The sequence below is a fragment of the Viridibacillus sp. d25.2 genome, from assembly GCF_055456015.2.
Genome location: NZ_CM196652.1, coordinates 148,856 through 175,277, shown reverse-complemented (window position 1 = coordinate 175,277; position 26,422 = coordinate 148,856). Strand labels below are relative to the sequence as shown.

Annotated in this window: 20 protein-coding genes; 12 read left to right on the top strand and 8 right to left on the bottom strand. The window is 36.0% G+C overall.

Going from position 1 to position 26,422, the window contains the following annotated elements; all coding sequences use genetic code 11:
* The first annotated feature begins 78 nt into the window (after positions 1–78).
* From ACZLO7_RS00875 to ACZLO7_RS00845, 7 genes are all read left to right on the top strand, one after another.
* The gene (locus ACZLO7_RS00875; protein WP_464939725.1) at positions 79–1,887 is read left to right on the top strand and encodes a methyl-accepting chemotaxis protein; all 1,809 of its coding nucleotides are present in this window, start codon (positions 79–81) and stop codon (positions 1,885–1,887) included.
* Between the two features lie 246 nt (positions 1,888–2,133).
* On the top strand, positions 2,134–3,381 hold the full coding sequence (locus ACZLO7_RS00870) for a TerD family protein (protein WP_464939726.1): 1,248 nt from the start codon (positions 2,134–2,136) through the stop codon (positions 3,379–3,381).
* A 450-nt stretch (positions 3,382–3,831) separates the two neighbouring features.
* The gene (locus tag ACZLO7_RS00865; RefSeq protein WP_464939727.1) at positions 3,832–4,320 is read left to right on the top strand and encodes a nitrous oxide reductase accessory protein NosL; all 489 of its coding nucleotides are present in this window, start codon (positions 3,832–3,834) and stop codon (positions 4,318–4,320) included.
* Positions 4,321–4,364: 44 nt separating this feature from the next.
* Positions 4,365–6,038, top strand: a complete 1,674-nt coding sequence (locus ACZLO7_RS00860) for a hypothetical protein (RefSeq protein ID WP_464939728.1) — start codon at positions 4,365–4,367, stop codon at positions 6,036–6,038.
* Between the two features lie 204 nt (positions 6,039–6,242).
* Entirely contained in the window at positions 6,243–6,821 is a 579-nt protein-coding gene (locus ACZLO7_RS00855; RefSeq protein WP_464939729.1) for a redoxin domain-containing protein, read from the top strand.
* 529 nt (positions 6,822–7,350) lie between these two features.
* On the top strand, positions 7,351–8,838 hold the full coding sequence (locus ACZLO7_RS00850) for a malate:quinone oxidoreductase (protein ID WP_464939730.1): 1,488 nt from the start codon (positions 7,351–7,353) through the stop codon (positions 8,836–8,838).
* Positions 8,839–9,521: 683 nt separating this feature from the next.
* On the top strand, positions 9,522–10,130 hold the full coding sequence (locus tag ACZLO7_RS00845) for a hypothetical protein (protein ID WP_464939731.1): 609 nt from the start codon (positions 9,522–9,524) through the stop codon (positions 10,128–10,130).
* Positions 10,131–10,239: 109 nt separating this feature from the next.
* Here ACZLO7_RS00845 and ACZLO7_RS00840 read toward each other — a convergent pair whose 3' ends face one another.
* The 3 genes from ACZLO7_RS00840 to ACZLO7_RS00830 all read right to left on the bottom strand — a co-directional run bounded on the left by ACZLO7_RS00840 (position 10,240) and on the right by ACZLO7_RS00830 (position 15,660).
* Entirely contained in the window at positions 10,240–11,883 is a 1,644-nt protein-coding gene (locus tag ACZLO7_RS00840) for a thiamine pyrophosphate-binding protein (RefSeq protein ID WP_464939732.1), read from the bottom strand.
* A 30-nt stretch (positions 11,884–11,913) separates the two neighbouring features.
* Entirely contained in the window at positions 11,914–14,697 is a 2,784-nt protein-coding gene (locus ACZLO7_RS00835) for a sensor domain-containing phosphodiesterase (protein ID WP_464939733.1), read from the bottom strand.
* Between the two features lie 381 nt (positions 14,698–15,078).
* Positions 15,079–15,660, bottom strand: coding sequence for a TetR/AcrR family transcriptional regulator (locus ACZLO7_RS00830; protein WP_464939734.1), 582 nt, complete (start codon positions 15,658–15,660; stop codon positions 15,079–15,081).
* A 372-nt stretch (positions 15,661–16,032) separates the two neighbouring features.
* On the opposite strand from ACZLO7_RS00830, the gene ACZLO7_RS00825 reads away from it, so the two are divergent.
* Both ACZLO7_RS00825 and ACZLO7_RS00820 read left to right on the top strand, forming a co-directional pair.
* Complete coding sequence (locus ACZLO7_RS00825; protein WP_464939746.1) at positions 16,033–17,229, top strand: MFS transporter; 1,197 nt, start codon at positions 16,033–16,035, stop codon at positions 17,227–17,229.
* A 173-nt stretch (positions 17,230–17,402) separates the two neighbouring features.
* Positions 17,403–18,476 carry an LLM class flavin-dependent oxidoreductase gene (locus ACZLO7_RS00820; RefSeq protein ID WP_464939735.1) on the top strand — a complete coding sequence of 358 codons (1,074 nt, stop codon included), beginning with the start codon at positions 17,403–17,405 and terminating at the stop codon, positions 18,474–18,476.
* A 166-nt stretch (positions 18,477–18,642) separates the two neighbouring features.
* Here the strand turns inward: ACZLO7_RS00820 and ACZLO7_RS00815 are convergent, their stop codons facing one another.
* From ACZLO7_RS00815 to ACZLO7_RS00805, 3 genes are all read right to left on the bottom strand, one after another.
* On the bottom strand, positions 18,643–20,217 hold the full coding sequence (locus ACZLO7_RS00815) for an L-lactate permease (RefSeq protein WP_464939736.1): 1,575 nt from the start codon (positions 20,215–20,217) through the stop codon (positions 18,643–18,645).
* A 43-nt stretch (positions 20,218–20,260) separates the two neighbouring features.
* Positions 20,261–21,193: an L-lactate dehydrogenase gene (locus ACZLO7_RS00810; protein WP_464939737.1), complete on the bottom strand. Its 933-nt coding sequence runs from the start codon at positions 21,191–21,193 to the stop codon at positions 20,261–20,263.
* A 344-nt stretch (positions 21,194–21,537) separates the two neighbouring features.
* Positions 21,538–21,696: a YfhD family protein gene (locus ACZLO7_RS00805; protein ID WP_464939738.1), complete on the bottom strand. Its 159-nt coding sequence runs from the start codon at positions 21,694–21,696 to the stop codon at positions 21,538–21,540.
* Positions 21,697–21,980: 284 nt separating this feature from the next.
* Here ACZLO7_RS00805 and ACZLO7_RS00800 point away from each other — a divergent pair, with 284 nt between their 5' ends.
* The 3 genes from ACZLO7_RS00800 (at position 21,981) to ACZLO7_RS00790 (ending at position 23,672) form a co-directional block, all read left to right on the top strand.
* The gene (locus tag ACZLO7_RS00800) at positions 21,981–22,202 is read left to right on the top strand and encodes a DUF2829 domain-containing protein (protein ID WP_464939739.1); all 222 of its coding nucleotides are present in this window, start codon (positions 21,981–21,983) and stop codon (positions 22,200–22,202) included.
* A gap of 51 nt (positions 22,203–22,253) precedes the next feature.
* Complete coding sequence (locus ACZLO7_RS00795) at positions 22,254–23,009, top strand: 3-oxoacyl-ACP reductase (RefSeq protein WP_464939740.1); 756 nt, start codon at positions 22,254–22,256, stop codon at positions 23,007–23,009.
* Between the two features lie 153 nt (positions 23,010–23,162).
* Positions 23,163–23,672 (top strand): QueT transporter family protein, encoded by a 510-nt coding sequence (locus tag ACZLO7_RS00790; protein WP_464939741.1) that lies wholly within the window; start codon positions 23,163–23,165, stop codon positions 23,670–23,672.
* Positions 23,673–24,141: 469 nt separating this feature from the next.
* Here the strand turns inward: ACZLO7_RS00790 and ACZLO7_RS00785 are convergent, their stop codons facing one another.
* Positions 24,142–25,473, bottom strand: a complete 1,332-nt coding sequence (locus tag ACZLO7_RS00785; protein ID WP_464939747.1) for an arsenic transporter — start codon at positions 25,471–25,473, stop codon at positions 24,142–24,144.
* Between the two features lie 451 nt (positions 25,474–25,924).
* Entirely contained in the window at positions 25,925–26,380 is a 456-nt protein-coding gene (gene psiE / locus ACZLO7_RS00780; protein ID WP_464939742.1) for a phosphate-starvation-inducible protein PsiE, read from the bottom strand.
* Positions 26,381–26,422: the final 42 nt, after the last annotated feature.

Here is a 26,422-nt window from a genome sequence, read left to right as displayed (position 1 = left end):
GACATTGTAAGGAAATATCATAATTTAGATTCAAAAGAAGTAATTAATAATCAACGTTAAATAGAAGGTGTAATGAAAATGGGTTTTCCCTTGATTGGAAGAAAAAAATTATTAAATACCACGAAGACAACTAAGCGCTCTAAAAAAGCGAAATCTAGAAGTTTAGTATTTACGAGCTCGTTATTTCTCTCCGCTCTCATAATTATCGTTATCGGATTAATGATTTCCCTATCCATCCGCGATCAACGTGGGACGTACTTTCGCCAATTTGATGAATATGGAAAAGTATTTAAATCCATAACTCAACAAAATGAACCTCTTGTTGCCGAAGCAACGAAGACAATTCTTGAGCATCAACCATTGGAGGGAAAACCATTCGAGGAACTCCCCAATATTTTGAATTCTATGAAATCCAATCATATGGTAGTGGATGTCTATTTATTAACACCGGACATTATCAAGAAGGATGGCAAAGAATACTTATATAACTCAGAATATGGTCGGGATCCAGTTGAATATGCTGAAGAGTTAGGTATGTTATATGAATTAGATTCGGAATTTCTTAAAAGTTACGAAGATGCAATGAGAAACGGTAGCACCTTAACTGATGTTTACACTGATGATGGTGGAACTTTCATCTCGTATTTAGCGCCGATTAATGACGGAAGCGGGAAACCAGTTGCGTTGTTAGGTGTCGATTTCGATTACGGGATTGTTAAAAAGGAGCTTCAACGGATTCTATGGACGAATATCATGGTTGGTATTTTTTTTGTACTTATGTTAATCGCGTTGGTTGTATTCATTCTTCGTAAAATGTTGCGCCCACTTGCACGTTTAGCTGAAGTGTCTGAACATGCTTCTAAAGGTGATTTAACCGTTGAAATTCCTGTACTGAACCATAATGAGATTGGTAAGGCTGCAAGTTCATTTAATCAGATGATTAGCGGACTTCGGATATTGACCCATAACATACAAAATTCTTCGAAGGAAGTTGCAGTATCTTCTTCTCAATTACAAGAAAGCGCTGCCCAGACCGAAGCAGCTACACAAGAAATCACAGGTGCCATTCAAAACATTGCTGTTGGTCTCGATGAACAACTTCGTCATACTAATGAGTGTCAACAATCAATGAAGGAAATGGGAGTGGGTATTCATAGAATCGTAGATGCATCCTCTGTCGTCTCAGAATTGGCTTCGGTTACAGCAGATAGCGCAAATGCAGGAATGAAGGATATAGAAACAACAGTTGTTCAAATGAGCACAATTGAACAAAACTTGAAAACATCGGTCGAAGCAATCCATGGACTAAAGAAATTAAGCGATCAAGTTAGTGAAATGGTTACATTAATAGGTAGCATTGCTAATCAGACCAATTTGCTTGCACTTAACGCATCGATTGAGGCATCGCGAGCAGGTGAGCATGGTAAAGGTTTTGCCGTTGTGGCTCAAGAAATTCGTATACTCGCTGAACGGTCTAAAATCTCTTCGGAGAAAATAACTGACATACTCCAAGGCATCAGCGATCACACGAGTAAAACAGTGGTTTCTTTGGATAAATCAATGACAGAAGCTCAGGCAGGTACACACATTGCGAATAAGGCAGGGCAAACATTTAGTTCGATCGTGGAGTCGATTCAGAAAGTGTCCGATCAGATTGATGAAGTATCTGCAGCTTCGGAACAACTGTCATCGGGAAGTGAGTTAGTTGCGGCTTCACTAACAGTGCTGGAGGGTATCGCAGATTCATCTTCAGCCGACGCCGCTCACGTCGCCGCCTCATCAGAAGAACAACTTGCAGCCATGCAAGAGGTAGCCAGTTTTGCAGCTATGCTTTATGGGCTAGCGGATGAATTGAAACAGAGTGTTGACCGTTTCCGTGTAAAGTAGGCTACTGGTTAAAATCGCACTTACATTAGTTACGGAGAACCGTATCATAAGTAAATGAGGTTTAAATAGGAATTTAAGAACAGTCTAATTTTAAAAAGATTAGACTGTTTATTTTTTTCAAAATATACTATTAATAGATGTAATGTTTTTTTTTAGGGGGGTTACTAAAAGGCTATAAGAGGATTTTGTAGTGATTTATAAAAAATTGATAGGTGATAATGGATAGAGGAGTAGGGAGTGGTTTAAATGAATCAATTTCTTCAGATGGGAGCGAATGCAGTTTTAAGTTCCCCAAAAGGTAATGTTACTGTTAGCTACGAAATTTCTAATTCAATAGATATTTCCTTAACAGCTTTCCTTTTGACTAATTCAGACAAGGTACAAGGAGATAGCGGGATTATATTTTATAATCAACCAAAGAGCTCTTCTGGTGTAGCTACGCTTATACCATCTGAGCAAGTAGGTAATACAAAAGTACATAAAATTAATTTTGATATGAGTAAAGTCCCGGAAGGTATTACTAAAATAGCTATTACTCTTACAGAGGATAATAGCACGGGATTTTCAAATGTAAAGAATTTAAAGGCCGAGATAAGTACCGATAATACGGTTATCCAGTTAACCCCATCTAGTTTCACAAAAGAAAATGGAATTGTAGTATTAGAATTATATCTAAGGAATGGTCAGACAAAGGCAAGATCAATCTGGCGTGGATTTGATTCTGGGCTTGAAGGGTTATGTAAAAATTACGGAGTTGAGGTTGAAAATGATGAGCAAAACAAGCCTTCTGAACCTAATACTATCCAAAAACAAACATCAATAGAACCTGATAAGACTCTAACTGTTTCTGAAAATAAATATAATCAAAACATGTTGCCATCGATAAACCTTGAAAAGGTAAAGGGAAAGATAAGTCTCGACAAAGGTCAAAAGCCAGTTATCATTGATAAAACACCAGAAATTACTGCTACGGTATCTTGGGAGACTGGGACAGATTATGATATATATGCCTTAGTCTATACAAAGGATGGAAAGCAGATAGATGTAGCTATGTTTGGGGCGAAAGGAACACCGCCCCTCAGAAGTTTTGGCAACGGGGCAGTGGAACATATGGGGGATATTAGGGGGAATAGTCGATCAACTAAGACAGAAGTAATCAAATTAAGATTAAATAATGATATTCTCGCAGTTGTTCCTGTAGTTTATTCTGCCCAGTCAAATGGAACAGGCTCCTTCTACAGATACAAGGTGTCCATGAGTATAGATAATCATAATGGAACCTCCGTTACCATAGTCGCCAAGAATGCAAATAATAATGATAGAATTTATTCCTGTGTGCCCGGAATCCTTCATAATACGCACGATGGAGTTATTATAAGCCCATTAGAGCTTTATAGTACACCGGACTCAGAGCGTAGACCTAAACTTAGGATGGGATCCTCAAATATGGTAGAAGTTATAATGGATAAAGGACCAATAAATGATTACAAGTAGACTAGAATTATATAAAATTTGAAAATAAAGTAGCTAGACAGATAGACCTTTGATCGCCAACACTAATAGCTTGTACCTTTTCTTTTACAAGTTGTTCCGTTGCATATGCGTGAAACCAACCTTCACTATTGTGTAAGGAAGTTCATATTCTCGTATAGCTTCCACTGGAAATATATTTGGTTCCTTTTCTGATGAAAAATTTTAAAAAGGGTAATTGTAAAATAAATTTAATAGGCTGATAACACAAAGCGAAAACTCCTAACGGGATTTGTCTCGACAACAATTCCGATGTATGAGTTTTCGCTTTTCTTCTTGTCTGGAATAGTTAATATTTGATAATTCGTTACGTTAAATCCTGTTTTGGTAAAATTTTTCTATTATTTCACAGTTCCTTTCATCTTAATTCACATCTGTATTGTATTATTGGGAATTGAAAGGGGATTGTAAATATTGAAAAAACTAATCGTATTAGCAGTTTTATTGTTAAGTATCATCTCCGTAGATTTTATAGACAATAAACACAAAATGAATGTTGAGGCAGCTAAGTCTAGTTTAGAAAAAGATGTACCTAATAATACAAATTGTGCATTTTGTAATATGTTTGTGTACCAAAAAGAATATAAAATGGGTGTTTTTTCAGCACAGGCAATTAAAAAGAAAGGTAAGGTTGTATATTACGATGATATTGGTTGTCTTTTATACGATGAAGTAAAAAGTAAAACAACAAATAAAAAGTATGTTCGCGATTACAAAACATTGAAGTGGGTTCGAGCTGAAAAGGCAACTTATGTTAAAACATCGCTAGCTTCACCAATGGACGATGGTTATATATATTTTGCTAAAGCAACTGATGCGAAGAAATATAATGCCAAACATTCAGGTACAAAAATTGTCCCGTTTCAAACTGTTAAAAAAGAGAGTGTTCAGAAATATCAATAAGTATATTTAAAAACACAATAAATTCAGAAGGGGAAATATGGAAAATGAAAAAATGTTTAGGATTTGGATTGTTTATATGTGTAATTTTAGTAGCATTTTTAAATGGTAATCAAAATTCGAGTGTATTTGCAGCAACTACAGATGTGCAAGCTATTAAAAATGGAGAAGTAGTTTATTATAAGGATGTATTTTCATTGTTATATGATGAATTAAATGAAGGGGTTACACTCATAAAAAAAGTTCAGGATTATAGTACAAGAAAATGGGTTGCGTTAGATTCAGTAACAATTGTTAAAACTAAGGCTTCAAAAAACATTTATTTCTCAAAAGCAGCAGCTGCAGATAAATATATTAGAGCTTATAAAACGAAAAACAACGTAATCTTAAAAAAGGTTAAATTAAATACAATTAAAACTAGTGCCCGGGCAAAATATAATAAAGAAGCACCAAGTATTGTATTAAAAGCGAGTACAATAAAGCCAACGAATACAGATGTCACAGTAAATGTAGCTGTTACAGATAATAAGAAAGTGACCTTAAAAAAGTGGGCAATTGGTAAAAAGCCAGCAAATAAATTTTCAAATGTAGACAAAAAATTGACAGACAACTCATTTACAGTAAGTAAAAATGGAACATATACAGTTTTTGCTTTAGACGATAATGGTAATAAAAGAACAAAATCAATAAAAATCTCTAATATCGATAAAACAAACCCAACTATTTCATTAAGTCTAAGTACAACGGATGTTACAAATGAAAATGTAATAGTAACTGCTTCAATTAATGATAATGTGAAGATAGAATCAAAAAAATGGGCAAGTAATACCCAAACAGCTACGTATTTCACAAAGAATGGTACGAAATTTACGGGTAATACATTTGAAATTGCAACAAATGGAACATACACTGTATATGCCAAAGACGGTGCAGGAAATACGCATATTCAAACAATCACAGTATCAAATATTGATAAAACGGCACCAGCAATAACACTTTCAATACCTGAAAGTGATGCAACAGCAGTAAGTAAAAAAATACAAGTTTCAACTACTGATGATAATGGGATTCAAGATCAAAAATGGGCATATGGAAATAAAGGAGTAGAATACTTCGTTGATAAAGGTTCAAGAATAGCACCATTACAAAATGCAAATCAAAATGGTAAAATCATCACACTAAAAAATGGTGTTTACACAGTGTATGCTGAGGACAAATTGGGGAATAAAGCAGTAAAAACAATTACTATAGATGGAATTTCTGAATTTACAGAAGTAACACAAACGGGTGTACATTGTGAAGTATGTCGTATGGATCTTCATAACACTGATCCAAATAAAGTGTATACTGCCAAAGCGATTGACCAAGAAGGATATACACATTATTTTTGTAGAATTGGGTGTATGTATCACCAAGAACAGGCAAATGTTATAGCGTTTACTAATAGATATGTTCGTGATTATAGTGCAACAGCACCGCGCCTAAATAACTGGGTTGCAGTTGAAAATGCAGTAACTGTAAAATTTAATAATAGTGAAACAGCCAAAGGAATCATGGGTTGGAAACTTTTCCACTTCACAGATTTATCAAGTGCAGCAAACTACCTAGGTGTGAACAAAGAAAATGTGGTAGCTGAAAAATTAGAAAATATTATTGAATATGCGAAAACGAATAATAAGGGAATGAATTATCAATACGAGGTTGATAAAGCGGCACAGTAATTTTAAATAATAAAAATTTAAATATTTACATTTCAGACTAATAGAAAAGCGAAAACTCATGTATCGTAATTGTTGTTGAGACAAATCACGTTAAGAGTTTTCGCTTTATGTCATTAGTTGAAACAATAAACAATCTGTTTTATCATTAATGCCTTTTTAGGATTTGTTCCTTATTAATTTACAAAATTGGAGGTATTTATATTCGTGGTTAAGAATCTGATTTCTACCATTATTATTATGGGTTTAATAACGATAGCTGCAATGAATGTTCTCGGTAACGAGAAAGAAACAGTGAAAACAGCTGAAACAGCTAAAAAAAACGAAACAGCATCTATTAATGAAAAAGAGGATACGACAAATCAAGTAGAGTATGTAGCACCAGATTTTGAGTTGAAAACGTTAGAAGGTGAAACAGTACGTTTATCGGATTATGTAGGTAAAAAGGTGATTTTAAATTTTTGGGCAACATGGTGTCCACCTTGTAAAGAAGAAGTGCCACATATGCAAAAGGTTTATAAAGAGTATAAAAATAAAGGTGTCGAAATTTTAGCGGTTAACGTAACAAATAAGGATAAGGGAGAAGAAGCGGTTGCTCAATTTGTGAAGGGACATGGACTAACTTTTGAAGTTTTGTTGGATGAAGAAGGGTTTGTAGGTAGTACATATCAAGTGCTTACGCTGCCAACGACTTATATGATTTCTACAAAAGGCAACATGGTTGACATCGTTAAAGGTCCAATGAATGAGGCATTGATGAAAGAATTAATTAACAAGGCTGAATAATAAAAATTAAACAGTATAAAAGAACTTATTGGGTAAACACTTTATTTGACGAGGATAATCAAGTGTTTATGTAGCCTTTTAACTAAAAAACACCATAAAAGCGAAAACTCATGCATCGTAATTGTTATCGAGACAAATCACGTTAGGAGTTTTCGCTTTGTTTTATTAGTCTATCAAATCTATTTATAAGCTATTTGTGTGGATGAATATAAGTAAAAAAATCCCCCTACTTGTAGTAAGGAGCTCCTTACCACAAGTAGGGGTAATTTTCACAAATTTAGGATGGAGCAATAAATTGCAGGTTAGCATGTTGCGGAGAACCGTACTATAAGTGAGGGTGAAATTTAATTTTAAGGTAACTTGTGGAATGTTGAAAAATCATATGGATTTAAGTCGATTATGAGCCTCTAGAGGAGTATAATTAAGAAAGAAAAGGTGTGTTCCTAGATCGCGTCTTGGCTTGCTGTGATACCGAAGCAAGAGCGGCCTATATCCTTTTTGCAAATCTTAAGGTAGAAGGATGGTAAGAATGAGTAACAGACAAAATAAAACAGATGTTATCTTAATCGGTGCCGGAATCATGAGTGCGACTTTGGGGACAATGCTCAAAGAATTGGCGCCGGACTGGAACATTACAGTGTTTGAGAAACTTGCAGACGCAGGAGAAGAAAGCTCTAACGAGTGGAATAATGCGGGAACGGGGCATGCAGCACTGTGCGAGCTTAACTACACTTCTGAAAAAACAGACGGATCTATAGATATTAGCAAAGCTATAAAAGTTAATGAACAGTTTCAGCTTTCAATGCAGTTTTGGTCTTATCTTGTAAACAACAATCTTATACGTAATCCTCAGGACTTTATCATGCCACTGCCTCATATGAGTTTAGTACAAGGCGAAAAAAATGTAGAGTATTTGAAAAAACGTTTTGAAACGATGTCAAATAATCCACTGTTCAAAGGAATGGAATTTTCCGATAACCCAGAAAAGCTGATGGAATGGATTCCACTTATTATGCAAGACCGTCCAGCGAATGAAGCTATTGCAGCAACAAAAATCGACACTGGCACAGACGTCAACTTTGGTGCTTTAACGCGTATGTTATTTGACCAGTTAAAAACTCAAAACGTCGATATCAACTATAAACATAGTGTCGAAGGTATTAAACGTACTAAAGATGGTTCTTGGGAATTAAAAGTACACGATATGGATGGCTGCAAAATGGAATACCATAATGCAAAATTCGTTTTCCTTGGAGCTGGTGGAGGAAGTCTTGAGTTATTACAAAAAACAGGTATACCTGAAGGGAAACATATTGGTGGATTCCCGATTAGCGGATTATTCATGGTATGTAATAATCAAGAAGTTGTTGAGCAACATAATGCAAAAGTATACGGAAAAGCTGCGGTTGGTGCTCCCCCTATGTCTGTTCCTCATCTTGACACAAGATTTATCGATAATAAAAAATCCCTACTATTTGGACCGTTTGCAGGCTTTTCACCTAAGTTCTTAAAAACAGGTTCGAACATGGATTTAATTGCTTCTGTAAAACCGCATAATATTACGACATTATTGGCGGCTGGTGTTAAAGAGATGGGATTGACAAAATATCTGATCCAACAACTTATGTTATCAAAAGGACAGCGTATGGAAGAGTTACGTGAGTTTATCCCGAACGCTAAGCTTGAGGATTGGGATATTGTAGTTGCTGGCCAACGTGTACAAGTTATTAAGGATACTGAAGCGGGTGGTAAAGGTACGCTTCAATTTGGTACGGAAGTTGTAAGTGCTGCTGATGGCTCAATCGCTGCATTGCTAGGTGCATCTCCAGGTGCTTCTACAGCCGTTCACGTTATGCTTGAGGTAATAAACAAATGCTTCCCGCAACATGTAAAAGAGTGGGAACCGAAATTAAAAGAAATGATTCCATCTTATGGCAAATCACTAGTGGAAAATCCAGAGCTTTTACAAGAAGTTCATGCTTCAACAGCGCAGTCGCTTGGTCTAAAAAAAGACTAGTCATATAGCTAATTCTTTGGGTGAAGAAACAAAGTGTTTATAGAAGATAAATCATTTCCTTCAATTGCTTTTGCTCTTATATTTTGTTGAGGTATTAAAATATTTTTTTTGAATAGAATTTTTGAATAGAACATTCAGATGTCAGCTTTGAAAGTTTAAATACTTTTTATTTTTTGGGAGATTTATTGTTACATACTTAAGCCTCCCTTAGCTACATAACCGTGAACCGTACCATAAGTAAGGACGGTTTCTAAAAAATATATAAAAAAACTAAAGCCGATATTCTAAGTAAATAGAATATCGGCTTTAGTAATTATTGAATGATTTTTTTGTAATGTATTCGTGTTATTTTGTTAGAAATGCTGATCTAATATAATTTTGGGAAAATAAAAAAACACCGGTGGAGAACAAGAGCTCATATTGAACCGTACTATATAAGTAGATGTTTAATGAAATGAATTTGCTGCTTTTAGTTGATAATGAGACAGCTTCGATCCAGCCGAAGTCATCTTTTCCTAACTTTGTAAGCCATGCTGCTTTCACAGGAGAATATATGAATCAGAAAATTCCACCTAATCCATTGGGGTTTTTATATCTCCACAAACATTCCCTGAAGAAAACCTCCCTGATATTTTTGGTATAATTATACTTATAATATAATTTTTTTAAGGGAGAATTTAATAATGGCAAAAGTAGAAACGATGGATAAATATTTAGATTCTTACGGAAAGAAGATTTGTAGTTCTAATATTTTTGAAGTTGTAAATTCGGTTTTTGAAATTAATTTAGACAAAGCACCTATTTTAACAAAAGTAGATACGTTAGAAAGTTTTTCATCAAAAGGGGACAATTCAATGTCTAGAATAGTAATAGATTCGTACCTTAATCAATACGATAAGGAAATCACAGGGGTAGACATTCGTGCGATGATCAATGAAATTTTTGGTGTTAATTTAGATGCCATTTCTTCATTAGAAGGGGCGAGAATTTCGTTGTATTCAAAGGATCAGTGGGTTGTTCAACATGAAAAAGACTTGTTTGTCGTACATACTGGTACTGGTGATACTGATGTGAAGATTTATCCTACAAAATATTTCACCGATCAGACTGGGCTCGAGGAGCTTCCAACTGATTTGGGGATATTATTAACAGATTTAGGGTACTCCTTCAATGAGGAAATCGGTAGTTACTATTTCTTGAATCCTACAGGTGAAGCTATTCCGGATGTCTTTAAGGGACAAACAATGGGTATCATTCTTAAAGTAATTCGCCAGTCACTCACTAATTTATAAAATTCTCGCCAATAGTAATCAGAAGTCACTGTAAACAAAAAAGCCATATAAGACGGGACTATTCCCGACTTATATGGTTCTAAACTTACCTTTGAAACCTCAAAAAGCCCTATTTCCCAAAAGAAGATAAAAACTTTACTCGGTCTCCCATAGGAGGCGTATTATTATCAACTAAAGCTACCTCTAAAACAGCAGGTCCATTTAAATTCTTGAAGTTGTTCAACATATCTCCGTTGAGTTCTTGCATGTCAGTTACTCTAAAGCTTGGTATATTCATAGCAGCTGCCATCGCACTAATATTAATTGATTCTTGTTCAAACGATGGGTGTGTACGTTTGAATTGTAACGCATGTCCTTGATATACCATCCCTAAACGGGCGTTATTCATCACAACAAATAGAATCGGTAAATTATATTCTTTTGCTGTTAAGATTTCCATTCCATGCATGAAGAAGCATCCGTCACCTGTAATGCTTACAACAGGGCGTTCTGGTTGCGCCAATTTTAGACCAATAGCAGATGCAATGCCACTTCCCATTGCACCGAAATGTACATTAATATCAAATGTCGAATAATCTAAAACCTTCATATGATGAATAACATAAGACATAAATTCACCAATATCAATTGTATATCTAGTAGAGGTAGGTAAATATTTTTGGAGATTTAGTAAAACATTTTTCGTGTTATACTCCTCTGTAATGTCATCAAAGTTTTCTTCTTGTTTAACACCAACTTTAGTAGTGTTTCTTGTTATCCCTGCAGTTCTTAATTCTTCAATCAGGAATTTTAAACTTAAATTAATGTCTCCTAGAACGGGTACATCAATGTTATATTTTCGATTAAACACGGTTTGGTCAAAGTCCATTTGTATCGTAAAACGGTCTTTTGCAAGATTTACATTGTAATTATTTGTTGCCGTTTCGCCTAAGCTTGACCCCACAATTAATAATACTTGCCCATCGCCTTCATTAATCATGGCTGAAGCAGCCTCATGACCAGCAAAACCAAAAACTCCTGCTAGTAGAGGATGACTCTCTGGGATGAATCCTTTTGCTTGAGGTGTTGTTAGAATTGGCCAAGTTAGCATCTCTGCTAACTCAATTAATTGTTCAACGGAATTTCTTACACCTTGTCCTACAAGAATATAACCATTTTCCCTCTCCATTAATTCCTTAGCTACATTTTTGATTATGTCGTGATTAGGAATAATTGCCTCTCTTTTAGGCGGAGCAGGTATTTCGATGTTTTGGACTACTTCGTGTTGAACATCAATTGGTATAGCAATATGTACAGGGCCCGGTACACCAGATACGGCAATTTCGCATGCTTTTTCAACTTCGTTCAATAATTCTTTTGAATCTTTAACTAGTACACTATATTTTGTAACGGGCTTAAATATTGGCTCAGCATCTAATTCTTGAGAAGCGTTTAATCCCATTGTATTCACAGGAACTGAACCAGTTAAAAATAATACTGGCAAATGCTCGCGCATGGCATTTGCAGCACCTGTAACGAGGTTTGTCCCACCAGGGCCACTGCAACCAATACTTACACTCAACTGATTTGTATATTTTGCATAGGCCGCAGCCATATATGATGCTGCCCCTTCGTGCTTTGTTACAATTGGTGTTATTTCAGGCATATCATTTAGCTCATCAAAAAATGCGTTAACAGAACCTGCGGGAATACCAAAAATATAATTTACTCCGTTACCTTTTAAATATTCTAGTACAATTCGAGCTGCTTTCATGATCATTCTCCTTTTATTTATAAAATAGAATTATGAAAAGTACTTTTTCACAATATCACCCGCTGACATTGGCCTACTGAAAAAATAACCTTGCATCAAATAACAATCTTGAGCAGATAAAAATTCCGCTTGTTCTTTTGTCTCGACACCCTCAGCAATCACTTCAAGGTTTAAATTTTGGGCTAGCGTAATTATCGTATTTGTAATTGCAGCCTCATCTTCTGTCATTTCTTGTACAAAGGACTTATCAATTTTTAATGTAGAAATAGGCAAGTTCTTTAAATACCCTAAGGATGAATAGCCAGTGCCGAAATCATCAATGGCTAAGTTAATGCCAAGACCATTTAACTTTTTCATCGTTTTTAAGGTTAACTCTGTATTTTTTACAATCAGATTTTCTGTGAGCTCTAGATGTAAATACTCAGGTGACAAATCTGCTTTTTTTAATACGTTTTTGACAATAGAAAATAAATTATTTTGTTCGAACTGACGAACTGATAAGTTTACGGACATACTTTTTAATGGATACCCTAGATTGTGCCAAGACTTTAATTGCTCACAAGCCTCTGTAAGAACCCATTCGCCGATTGGAACGATTAAACCTGTTTCTTCAGCAATCGGAATAAATTTATCTGGTGAAATCATCCCTTGTTCTGGATGATTCCATCTCACTAAAGCCTCTATTCCCTCTAATTGGTTCGTCTTATAGTTGATTTGCGGCTGATAAAAGAGAACGAGCTCATCTTGTTCTAAAGCCTTATATAGAGCATTTTCAAGCTTGATATTTTCAAAAGTTCTTATATTTATTCCGTCACTAAAAAAATGATAACTATTGCCCGTTGTTTCTTTTGCTTTGTACATTGCCGTGTCCGCATTTTTGATTAACGTTTCCGTAGTATAGCCGTTATCAGGGAATAGACTTATACCAATACTCGTTTTAATATATATTTCATTATCTAGTAAATTAAATGGTGTAGAAAAAGTATCAATTATAAGATTAACAACTTTTAAAACATCATTTTCAGTACTAATATGAGGTAAATAAATTGCGAATTCATCACCGCCTTGTCGTGATAGCGTTGCCGTATTCGGAACGCAATCTCGTAAACGATTGGCGACATCTCGTAATAATCGATCTCCAAAGCTGTGCCCAAGCGAATCATTTATATATTTAAAACGATCTAAATCTAAATATAATACTGCTAACTTTTCTCCATTCTCTTTTGCATGTGTCAGCCCTTGAGTTAACCTGTCTGTTAAAAGCACTCTGTTAGGTAAATCTGTTAAACTATCAAAGTATGCGTGGTATGTAATCTTTTCTTCCATTTGCTTCCTTTGAGTTATATCTTTAAACGTGACAACTTCTCCTACAATTTCTCCTTCTTCTTTTATTAAGGAGATGACATATTCAACAGGAAAGCCAGAATTGTCTTTTCTAAAAAACTCGCCATTTTTAAAATAACTTCCCGAAATCACCTCTAAATAAGATGAAACGCTATTCTTTTTCCCTGTTTTACTGCCGTTAATAATAATGCTTACTGATTTCCCTATTAATTCAACTTCTGTCTCGTATCCTAACATATGTGCACCTGCTGGATTACAAAATGTAATATTTCGATCAAGGTCTAAACCAAAGATTCCTTCCCCTGCAGAGTTGAGAATCAATTCCTTCTCACGGCTGAGTTGCTGTAATTCTGCTATAACTCTTTCAAGCTCTTGGTTTTTCATCGTAATTTCCGATGTTCTTTTTTCAATAATGACCTCTTGCTTTTCCATATATAGAAGGTTGGACAAAGTAGCGGCTGTCGTATCAATAATGGATTGGGCTAGTTGTAATTCAGTTTCTGAATAAAGAATCTCGTTCTCATTTAGATTCACAACAGATATTTGACCTAAAATCTCACCCATTGAAATCAAAGGAAACATAAGCATACCCTTTATGCCAAAATTACGGCAAACCTCGTGGTTAGGTCTTTCGTCTGTAAATACATCTGGAATGAGAATGGCTTTTCTTGTTTTAAATACCTCTTGCATCACAGGGTCATTACTTTGGTCAATTTTTATCTTATTATGTGTTTTTATCCAGTCTTCTTCTGTCCAGTCACTATTTTTACTTAATCTTGCAGGTTTAATTCTTTTCTCAGCAATAGGATCAAGTAAGTGAACGCCTATATTATATGCATCTAAAGCTTGTGCTAAGTAGAAAAAACATTTATCAAGACTCTCTTGCATAGAGGAACACATCGATAAATCGCGTGTAGCATCAAGTAGCAGCTGCTTTTCTTTAATGAGATGCTCCTTATGAGTTAAATTGTTTGCGTTTTGAATAGCAACCGCAGCCATGTTTACATATGCCTCAACTGTTTGAATTTCATCCTCCGTTAAATTCATTGGAGTCCCATAATCAAATAAAAAAACAAGACCAAATAACTCATCTTCAAAAGAAATAGGAAGAGCTAATAAAGATTTAATTTGAAATCCTTCAACAGCTCTTGGATCGGGTCGATTATCCTTTGAAGTATTAGGAATGTAGATTGTTTTCTTTGTTTCAATAACTTCTTTTGCTAATAGATCGATATCAGTGTCAATGATGTGCATATTCAGCTTCGATCCATTAATATACTCGGGTTTCCCTGCATATCCCCTAAATGATCCATCTTCCTGAGGTAAATAAATGCCGACAGAATTACATCGGACGATTTCCTCAGATATTGCGATGGTTACCTGCTCTAATACGTCATGTAAATCGAGCTTCGTATTGATCATTTTAGTTATATTAGCGAGACGGGAATATCTTGTTTGATCTTTAAACATCTAATAACCATTCCTTTTATAGAAATATATAGAAGTATTATACCTTATGATCTATGTTAGGAGATAAATAAATTACTTTTAGACTATTAGAGGCTAACCCTATCATAAGTAAATGAGATTTTTAGGTCAAGCTAGAAATCTTTCCCAAATATAAAAACTAATTTTGATCTAGCACTTCTGAGGGATGATGGGTACTTTATATCACAGTATGGAGCATTGTAAATATGCATTCTAAGTAGAGTACTTAAATTTGCAATTTTGTTGAAATAAAAAGTACCAGGTTTCAAAACAACTCTGAATTGTTTTAGAACCTGGTACCCCTCACTATAAACAAAGACTCAGAAATGATTCCCAGTCGTAAAAAATTGAATTCATTCTAAATTACTTAAGCAATGTAAGTATTACATCTATTGTATTATCAACAAATGATCGCTCTGGACGAGATTTCATTATTACGGTTAGTCCAATTAACGATACGATTAGCGCCTGTGATAAAGCTTTCGCGTTTACATCGGCCTCAAGCTCACCTGATTGTATACCTCGCTCAATGGTTTCTTGAAATATGATTGAAAGGTACATTTGATGTTCCCTTGTGAGAATTTCAAATTTCTCATCATGAGGAGCGAGTTCGACCATTGTATTGATGCAAAAGCATCCTCGACTACGATTTTCAGTATACTCCTCATCAGCCACATCTTTAAAAAAAGTGCAAAATGCTTCTTTTACAGATGGATTATTTTGAAGTCTGGATCGTACTTCAGAAGCACGGGTCATTGTGTACTTGCGTAGAGCGGCTTCGAACAATTCTTTCTTGTCTCCAAAGGCTGAGTAAATACTAGGTCGTTGAATGCCCATTCGGGAAGTTAAATCGCTTAATGAGGTAGCTTCATATCCCTTCTCCCAAAATAGTTGCATAGCTGCATCTAATACTTTTTCTTCGTCAAATTCGCGGGTTCGTCCCATAATTAATACCTCTTATCACTCTTGATTTTTCCTATTAATGATTCCAATTGTAAATTCAAGTTGCGTCTATTTCGTTACCGAACAGTATAATATAATTTTATAATTAGACATTTATTTTGTCAAATGTAGCTTGGTTTATTCTGTTAACTTAAGGTCTTACCTTAAGTTAAAGTTGATTAAATCAAATTTATTTATTGACAGTAATTGTTTCTATGAGTTATATTTACTGGGAATTATAACATACCGTTCGGTATGTTATAATGCTCGGAGTTTAAAATTAATGGGAAGGGGGGACACAAAATGGAGGAGGTTAAAGGAAAAGTAGCAGTTAATGCTGATATAAAGGAGAATTCGTCACAGGAGGCGTTTATCATGTCTGATCCAGTTCATAGTTCTTCCATGCCTCGCAATGTGACGCTATTATTTGCGGTTGTCTGCGGGATGTCCGTTGCCAATATCTATTTCGCACAACCGCTACTCGATCATTTGTCGAGTGAGTTCGGTATTGGCCATTCAACTATTGGAATACTCATTACCATTACTCAGATCTTTTATGCAGCGGGATTATTGCTACTGGTACCACTTGGAGATTTACTGAACCAACGCCGACTGATTATTGGTCAGATGCTATTATCCATGATAGCTCTAGTTATAGTTGGCACTGCCTCCTCTAGCTCGACACTATTCGTAGGTATGGCTTTGGTGGGGTTGCTTGCCGTCGTGACACAGACTCTTGTGGCATTCGCGGCAACAATGGCTACCCCTGCCGAACGAGGACGTGTCGTAGGAATGGTAACAAGTGGAATTGTGATTGGCATACTTCTTGCGCGAACCATTTCGGGGGTTTTAACAGATATTGCGGGTTGGCGTTCCGTCTATTTGGTCTCTGCAACGCTGATGTTTCTTATGGTTTGTGCATTATTTAAGGTGTTACCAAATGTTGAACGAGGGGTAAAATCACTGTCGTATCCTCAGTTACTCAGGTCGGTGTTTATCTTGTTCGCACAAGAACCAATATTACGTATTCGTGCTATTCTGGCTCTGCTGATTTTTGCTGCTTTCAGCATTTTGTGGACTTCACTAGTACTGCCTCTTAGCGCACCGCCATTATTTCTTTCGCACACTGCAATTGGGGCGTTTGGCCTCGCAGGAGTTGCCGGAGCGTTAGCTGCAGCACGGGCGGGGAAGCTAGCCGATCAAGGCTACGGACAGAGAACGACAGGCGTAGCTTTAATCCTATTGTTGATATCGTGGTTGTTAATCAGCTATATAGAACATTCGCTGTTCGCACTGGTCATTGGTATTGTTCTTCTTGACTTGGCGGTGCAGGCCGTGCATGTCACTAATCAAAGTATGATCTTAGCATTGGGAGCAGAGGCGCGCAGTCGTATCACAGCTGGATATATGGTTTTCTATTCCATTGGCAGTGCTACCGGTTCAATCGCTTCGACTCAGATATATGCACAATATGGCTGGGACGGAGTATGCTTACTTGGAGTATTTGTTAGTGCTTTAGCTTTCCTGTTTTGGGCAATGACCTGCCACGTTACGGCTGCTGTATTAAAATAAAGCTCGTTTAAGATGATATTCAAATATGCAGATTCAGTAACATTAATCAGAGTTACACATCATCATGCTTGAAAAGAACCAAATAATAGCCCGGAATAAAGATATATATATTTAAAATTTGCTTTCAAAGCTATTGATAGAGAAAAAAGCTATTAGAATAGGGGAGATTGACCGTGGAGATAGGTATTACATCGTTTGTAGAAACAAAGCCGGACGTTAAGACGGGAGAAGTAATGAGTCACGCACAGCGATTGCGTGAAGTTGTCGAGGAGATTGTTCTTGCCGATCGAGTGGGACTTGATGTGTTTGGCGTAGGTGAGCATCATCGGAAGGATTATGCGGCATCTTCACCAGCAGTTGTACTTTCTGCGGCTGCAGCGCAGACGAAACGGATTCGGCTGACCAGTGCAGTGACGGTGCTTTCTTCAGTTGATCCTGTGCGCGTTTTTCAGGATTTTGCTACCCTCGATGGTATTTCAAATGGACGTGCGGAAATTATGGCAGGTCGGGGTTCCTTTGTTGAGTCATTTCCGTTATTTGGCTATGACCTGAATGACTATGAAGAGCTGTTTGAAGAACATTTGGAATTGCTCCTTAAAATAAGGGAGTCCGAAAAAGTAACCTGGAAGGGCGGGCATCGGCCAGCGATTAATAATTTGGGCGTGTATCCACGCCCCGTCCAGAATCCGTTACCGATATGGGTTGGTAGCGGAGGCAATCAGGAGTCTGCTATCCGTGCAGGGCTGCTAGGACTGCCACTGATGCTAGCGATAATTGGTGGAAATCCGATGCAGTTTGAACCGCTCGTGCAGCTTTATAAGAAAGCGGCCGCGCACGCTGGTCATGACGAATCGCGGCTTAAGGTCGGATCGCATTCGATAGGATTTATTGCAGAGAATAACGAAATAGCGGCAGATACATTTTTCCCATCTACTCAGGCAGGCATGAATAAACTCGGCAAGGAACGGGGCTGGGCGCATTATGACCGTTCTAGCTTCGATGCCGCGCGCAGTTTTGAAGGTGCACTGTACGTTGGTGATCCAGAAACAGTTGCCCAAAAGATTATTCACCTTCGTAAAAATGTAGGTATTACACGCTTTATGATGTATGTACCGTTAAGCACGATGCCGCATGACCAAGTGATGAGAGCGATTGAGCTACTAGGAACGGAAGTAGCACCCCGTGTTCGGGAGGAAATAACTAAGTGGGAAGCGGAGATGGAAAGCAAAAAAGTAAGAAATATATGAAGTCCATGAAGTTTAGTAAAGGCAACGATTGAGACCACTGAGATTGTCCGCTTTTCTTAAAAAATAAATAGCAGAAAAACGAGCCTTTAGAATCGCTTCAAAAGTGATTGATAGAAAAAGAAGACAAGAAGCTTTCATCTGTAGTGATGAAAGCTTCAACCTATTTTCAATATAAAAAGGATAATATAAAAGTCCAAAAACAAACAAATGTGAGTAATGCAACGCTGTATTTTAACGTCATTTTTGTTAATTCGGATTCTTTACCAGTTTGACCAACAGCAGCAGTTGCAATGGCGATTGATTGTGGGGAAATTAGCTTTGCCATTACCCCACCAGCTGTATTAGCAGATACTAATAAAGCAGGATCTACTCCAATAATCTTACCTGCTGTAGCCTGAATTGGCGCAAACAATGTGTTATTATTTACGACTGATCCAGTCATAAATACACCAATCCATCCTAATATTGGTGATAAGAGTGGGAAGATAGTTCCTGTCGTTGCAACTGCTTCACCTAATGCGCTTGTTAATCCTGCGTAAGTCATTAGTTTAGCTATACCAAGAATGGCACAAATCATCACAATTGGAATCCAAAATTCTGAAATCGTTCTTCTTAAGAGCTTAAAACCATGACCGAAACCAATGGTTTTTGTTGTGAATATAGTTGTTAAGGCTGCTAGCAATATGGCTGTACCTGTTGCACTTAGTACATCAATGCTTGAACTTAATGTGGACCCAGGTATGTCAAATGTTACTTTGGTAAAGTTTAGAGCTCCACCTTCCGCAACCAAAGCTTTAAATGCGGGAATACTCCATATTAAAACAAATAAACTCAATAAATAAAATGGAGACCAGGCCTTAATTACATCACCAGTTGTATGTTTTTCAGTTTTAACCTCTTTGTTATTGAGTAAGAAGATATTCTTTGGTCTCCATTTTCTTGAGAATAAAGCCAAAATAGCCATTGAAAGTAAAGGAGGGATAATATCAGCTAGTTCAGGACCTAAGAGTAAGGTGATAATAGCTTGAGTAACCGTATAAATAGTAGATACAACGAGGATAGCCGGTAATGTTTCTTTAATTCCTTTAACTCCATCAATTAAGAAAATAAGTAAAAAGGGAATTGTAAAATTAATAATTGGTAAGGTTAGTGCCGTCATTGTCGAAACGTCCATGGCAGTTACCCCGCCTTCTAAATTCAGTGTACCTGTAATTGCGACAGGTATACCGATTGCACCGAACGCTCCAGAAGCACCATTTGCTATAAGACAGAGCATAGCGGCTTGCAGAGGTTTAAATCCTAAAGAAACTAATAGTACTGCACAGATTGCAATTGGAACACCAAAACCAGTAGCTCCTTCAAGAAATGCATTAAAACAAAAGCCTATGAGTAGTAGCTGCAGTCGCTGATCTTGTGAAATACCGGCAATACTTGCTCTTAATACATCAAATTTCCCTGAGTCGACTGAGATTTTATATAACCAGACGGCCATGACAATAATATAACCAATTGGCCATATTCCTTGAATAGCACCTTGAATAACACTTCCAATTGATTCGCTAAAAGGTAATTTAAATATCATCATTGCGATAAAAAAGGTAATGACTAAATTTAGTAATGCTGCATAAATACCTTTCATTTTAAATATGGTCAAACATAATATAAATACAATAATTGGGATAGCTGCAACCATTGAGGAGAGAAGTAGTTGATGGAATGGATTGTATGTTTCTACTAACATGATCTATAGCTCCTTTGTAAGAAATCCTTTTGCTATTTTGAAATCACTCCCAAAATTGAGATTGAACTTCTTTCAATGTTTTTACGGAACTTGCTAACTTCTCTTTTTCCTCTGGATTCAAAGATAGCTCTACGATGCCTTTTCTTCCGCCGCGATTAATAATTGTAGGAATACCAATATAAACATTGCTATGACCGTATTCTCCTTCTAATAATGAGCCAACCGGTAATACGACTTCTTCATTTCGTAAGATAGCTTTTGTTATTCGAGCTAGCCCCATTGCGATTCCATAATAAGTAGCTCCTTTGGATTCAATAATTTCATAAGCTGCATCGCGAACTTGGACAAAAATTTCATCTTTCCTTTTATCAGTTAAATCAGACATAATTAGTTTTCCTGAAATATTAGCGGTACTCCAAACGGGGAGTTCTGAATCACCATGCTCACCAATGATATAAGCATGAACACTTGTAGGAGCTACACCAAATTCTTCTCCCAATAAATAACGAAATCTAGCTGAATCTAAAATAGTACCTGAACCAATCACTCTTTCTTTAGGTAGACCGGAGTATTTAAAAGTTGCATAAGTTAAAATATCTACTGGATTGGAAGCTACTAAGAATATGCCGTTAAATCCAGAATTCATAATGCTCCCTACAATGGATTTAAAAATAGTAAGGTTTTTGCTTACAAGGTCAAGTCGTGTTTCTCCAGGCTTTTGCGCTGCACCTGCACAAATGACAACGATAGCTGCATTATTACAATCACTGTAATTACCGTAGCTAATTTTTTGAGGAATTGGTGCATAAACCAGACCATGATTCAAATCCATTGCATCTGCTTTTGTTTTAGCTTCGTTTATATCAACAAGTACCAGCTCTTCGCATATTCCTTGATTAATCAAGGAATATGCATAACTTGATCCCACTGCTCCTGTCCCAACTAATACAACTTTATCTCCATGCGTGAAATTCATCTTACACATGCCTCCAGTTTAATTTTTATATTTCTCAATATGCTTATTATTTGTTTAAAAGAATTTTAAAAATGAATAAAAGTAGTTTGGCACTGATTATTTGTAATATACTCTCATAGTTTCGTTTGAAAAATCAGTGCCAAACTACAAAAACTATTACGTGGAAGTAAATCATGTCATTTTTTCGTTTTAGCCTATACCTTGAAAAAACCCCACTGGATACTCATTCAGTGGGGTTTTTTTATTGCACTAATATACTTCTTTTAGTTCTGAAAAATCTACTCCAGACCTAATGGTGAAGTGCGACAATTTCTTGAGCACTTTGATATTCCAATTATGGAGCCCTATTTTTTTTGCTTACTTTTAGCAACTAACGTTTCAAGCTCAGCTAATTCTTGAGAAAATTCCTCATTCACTTTGTTTGGAGCAATTTTTTGGTTTTTAGGTGTTTGAGGTAATGTACCTTTGTTTTGACTTTTACCTTGTTTATTGTCTCTTCCCATACTTGATCTCTCCTTTCATTTTGAATCCTTCTTAATATGGCGTTGAAACCTTTTTTTATCACAGAAAAATGCTTCTTAGCGACGTGTATTGAATCTTTTGTTTGAGTAATAATTAGTAGAGCATTCTTTTTAGATAATCTAAAGTGTATAGGTATTCAAGTAATGCACTTTGTATGGTGAAAAAACTTACAGCAACCAAACTTTAGTTGTAAACATTTCCACAATCCAGTATACTTTTCCCGATAAAGAACAATTGATATTAACGAGATAAAGGATGAATATAAATGACTTTTGAAAAAGTATTGCCACTATTAAAAGCAGGCGAAAAAGTAATTCGTGAAGGTTGGGGCGGTGTTGAATTGTATGTGAAGCTTGTTGGGCAAAGCAAACATGACGGCGAGAATTTGAACCCATACTTTTTAATTAATGTGCAAGGTGAGGGCTACACAATGTTCACACCAACTGTATGTGATTTATTAGCAGAAGATTGGATAATCGTCGATTAATCTAAAAGCTCATGAGAAATCATGGGCTTTTTGTTATGAGGAGGGGAAAATTTGAAATTTGAAGAGTATGCAGGAAAGACGGTATTTGTAACGGGTGCTTCATCCGGTATTGGACAGGCTCAGGCAATTGCCTTTTTAGAGAATGGGGCGAATGTATTTGGCTTTGATGTAGATGAGCATGGGTTATTAAGCATTAAACAAAAATATGATACGCACTTTGGATACGCGATAGGTAGTGTATGCAAAAAGGAAGATGTAGAGAAAGCATTGAAAGAAGCTATGGCTATATTTAATCAAGTTGATATTTTATTGAATACGGCAGGAGTTTTGGATGGCTTTGCAAAAACACTTGATACAGATGAATGTCTTTGGGATAAAATTATGGACACAAATGTAAAGGGAACTTATTTTGTGACGAATACAATTTTACCTCAAATGTTAAAAAGGAAATCGGGTGTTATCGTTAATATGGCATCAATTGCAGGGCTTGTTGCAGGCGGTGGTGGCGCGGCTTATACAGCATCTAAGCATGCAATTGTTGGTTATACAAAGCAGTTAGATCAGGATTATTGTCGTGAAGGGATACGTGCGAATGCAATTGCACCTGGGGCAATTCAAACACCCATGAACAAGGCTGATTTTGAGGGAGATGGAGAAATAGCAAAATGGGTGGCTAAAGAGACACCCGCGGGTCGTTGGGCACAACCAAGTGAAGTTGCCAATTTAACGCTTTATTTAGCCAGTCAAGCATCAGATTATATTCATGGGGCTGTCGTACCGATTGATGGCGGTTGGATTGCAAGATAGCGTTGTTCAAAGTTAAATTCTTCTGATATAATACGCGAGTAAGCAAAATACAGCTTGCACTACGGCACTTCAGATAGGGCAAAAAGCTCTCTTCCTTTGGTCGTAGTTATTACTAAAATAGCGGTCGTGCTATTTTATAAAGGAGAATTTAAATTGAATACGTCTATTTTAAAAGGCTCATCACGTACTTCTGTGAGTGAGCTAACAAAAACGGCACTTGTCGCAGCCTTATATGTAGCGGTGACTGTTTTATTGTCGGTTTTTAGTTTTGGAGCAGTACAGTTACGTTTGTCGGAGATGTTCAACTATTTGGCATTGTACAACAAGCGCTATGTCGTGGCAGTGACAGTGGGAGTAGTACTTGCAAATTTCATGTCACCAACGTGGATACTAGATGTTCCAATTGGTGGTATTTCTACATTTCTTGTATTAATTCTTTGTCGCTCAGTGACTAAAAAAATTACAAATGATATTTTGAAGATGGTTATTACCGCATTAATTTTTGCTATATCCATGTTTACAGTTGCAAGTCAATTAACTATCCTGTATGATTTCCCATTTTGGTCAACTTGGTTAACAGTAGGGATTGGTGAGTTATTGTCTATGACTGTTGGAGGAATCACTATCTATTTATTAAATAAAAAAATCGATTTATCTAAATAATATAAAACACATTCGCATTGGCGAGTGTGTTTTTTTATGCGCTCAGCGCTAAGGAGTATGGTTATTAACCTGTTACAATGTCCACGCTATGAATAGGTCCTATGCAGGATTTTTTTTATGCAAGGCACCAACAGAAAAGTAATAAAGACGGAGAAATTCTAATGAAGAAAAGTATATGCCCCTAACATCTTTATTTTCACAATTTATCTTATTTAGAGGTGATTTTATTATGTATCAATTGATAAATGTAATTGAGATTGTGAAAGTTTCTACTTAAACCAACCTAGTTGATTAGCTTAAGTAGAAAAATAAAGCATGTTGATTTAAAGGCATTGTATTGAAATTTTCTGTACCTTGAACAAAAATTAATCTTAATCATATGCTAACAATATGTGATAGGTCTCTAATGAGTCTATGATTCTAACGGTGTGTTCTAAAAGATATTTTGGAATTATTGTTTTGCTACTTATTAAAAAAGCCAAGTAACCCAGTAATATAAAATTACTAATGTAAATATTACTGTAGGTGGTATAACGACAATGGTGATTCTTATATATTGCCACCATGTAATTTTTACTTTTCCGCGCCTTACAATGTGCATCCACATTAACGTAGCCAGCGTTCCCATTGGAAGTAGCAAAGAACCTATGTCACTTCCAATAACATTTGCTAAATAGGCAACCTTTAAGGATAGTAAGTCTAAGCTCATACTCGTTAAAGTGAGCGTTCCAACCATAAGTGCCGGGTGATTATTAAATATGTTGGAAAGTATAGAAAGTAATATCCCCATTAACACACTGGTATGGAGCAGGCTTCCAGAAACCATAGGACGCATGAAGTCTATTAACCAGTCTGTTAGACCAATATTATTTAGACCATAAATAATGATGTACATACTAAACGCGAAGATAATAATATACCACGGTGTTTTTTTTAACATATCACTTGGAGGTACTTTTAAATAAGCCCATCTCCAGCTTAGAAGTACAAGGGACCCAATAACAGCCATGACGGAGACTGGAATTGAGAGGAATGAAGCAACAAAGAGACTGATACGGACCGCGAAAACAAATAGTAGGATGTTTCGCATAAACTTTGAACGGTCCTTTTCCGAAGAGTAGATAGAATTTTGCTTAAGCGGGTGGTAAGAAGGTAGCGATAGTCCAGTTACTTTAGTAGGTACAGTTTTTGGTAAGTCTTTTTTAAATCGTAGGAACAGGAGCCAAACTAATAGTAGTAAACCTAGTGTTGCTGGAACAAACATCATTGCCGTATGAGCATACAAACTCATATGCACGATTTTCAGGGCAATTAGATTTACAATGTTACTTACACCAATAGGGGCACTTGAGGCAGTTGCAATTAAGCCCCCGGATATTAAATACGGAATTTTTTGGTGGTTTTTTAAGCCCATGTTGTTTAGTAACATGACCAAAATTGGGGTTGTAATTAAAATACTACCGTCGTTATTGAAAAAAAGTGTCATAAGAAAACACAAAAGATTGACATACCAGAATAATCGGATACCCGACCCTTTTGCTTTTTCCGCCAGTTTTTCGGCGACCCAGTTAAAGAACCCAAAGCTTTCTAAGACTATTGCCATAACAATGGTTGCCATAATGGTTATAGCTGCTCCGCTTATGGTTTCAGTAATGATTCCAAGTTCAGTAAGTGAGACACTTCCACTTAGTAATACAATAATAGCTCCGATAGTAGCAGGTATGGCTTCATTAATTCCTTTAGGTCGCCAAAGAATAAATACAAGAGTAACCAAAAAAGTTAATATGGTCACCCAAGCCATTGGTTGCATATTATTCTACCTTCTTTCTAGCTAGTTTTTTTGAAATGTTGTAATGAATTGAATACATATCTTGTTTGGAATAAATTTATCATTATCACCTCGCTATTAATTTTTTAGTTATACTGCTCTGTATTTATATGTATATTAAATAACGCTTGCTTTGGCTTTGTACCTATTTTTTGAAAATTCTACCTGAGACTATTAAAAGAGCCCTATTAAAGCGCATAATTTATACAGAAAATGTGTGGTTTTGATAATAAATATTATAAATTACAGTCTAAATTCTGAGGAAATCAAAAAAAACAAACAAAACCAAGGAAAACATTCCTTGGCTAAGTTAATCCCTTTTTATAGTTAAATCTCTTACCAAACCACTTTATACTATGTAAACTTGAGCTATTAATAGAGGCGTGGAATGCCATCATAATTCTAAAAGAATATAAATTGATCCCTAGTTTTTTTCTTTCTTATTAAAAAACCATAAATGAACAGGTCTTTCTAGTGGTGTAATATTAATAATGAAATAACCAATGATCAGAATCAAAATTATTAGTGAATAAATTAATGTATCGGTGGGATGATCATGCTCTACAATAATGAGCCGAATCATTGCTGTAATCCCGATATATATAAAATATCTTAGTGGAAAATGATAATCTTCCTTAAAGTATTTTACAATCATTGTGATAAATTCGAAGTATAAAAAGAAGATAAGAATATTTTCGAGGAAAAGCTTATAGTCACTACTACCACGAGTCATTAAAATCTTCAAGAATATCACTATTTCTTTAACAAGTAAGAATGATAAAATGAGGGCTAAAATGACTAGACATGAATTAAGAAATAATTGTAAAAATGATGGTATGCTCTTTATTAACGCTGACAAGCCCATTTTGTTTCTATTCATTCGATTCTCCTATTCCTGTTTAATTTTTTCCCAAGATAGTAT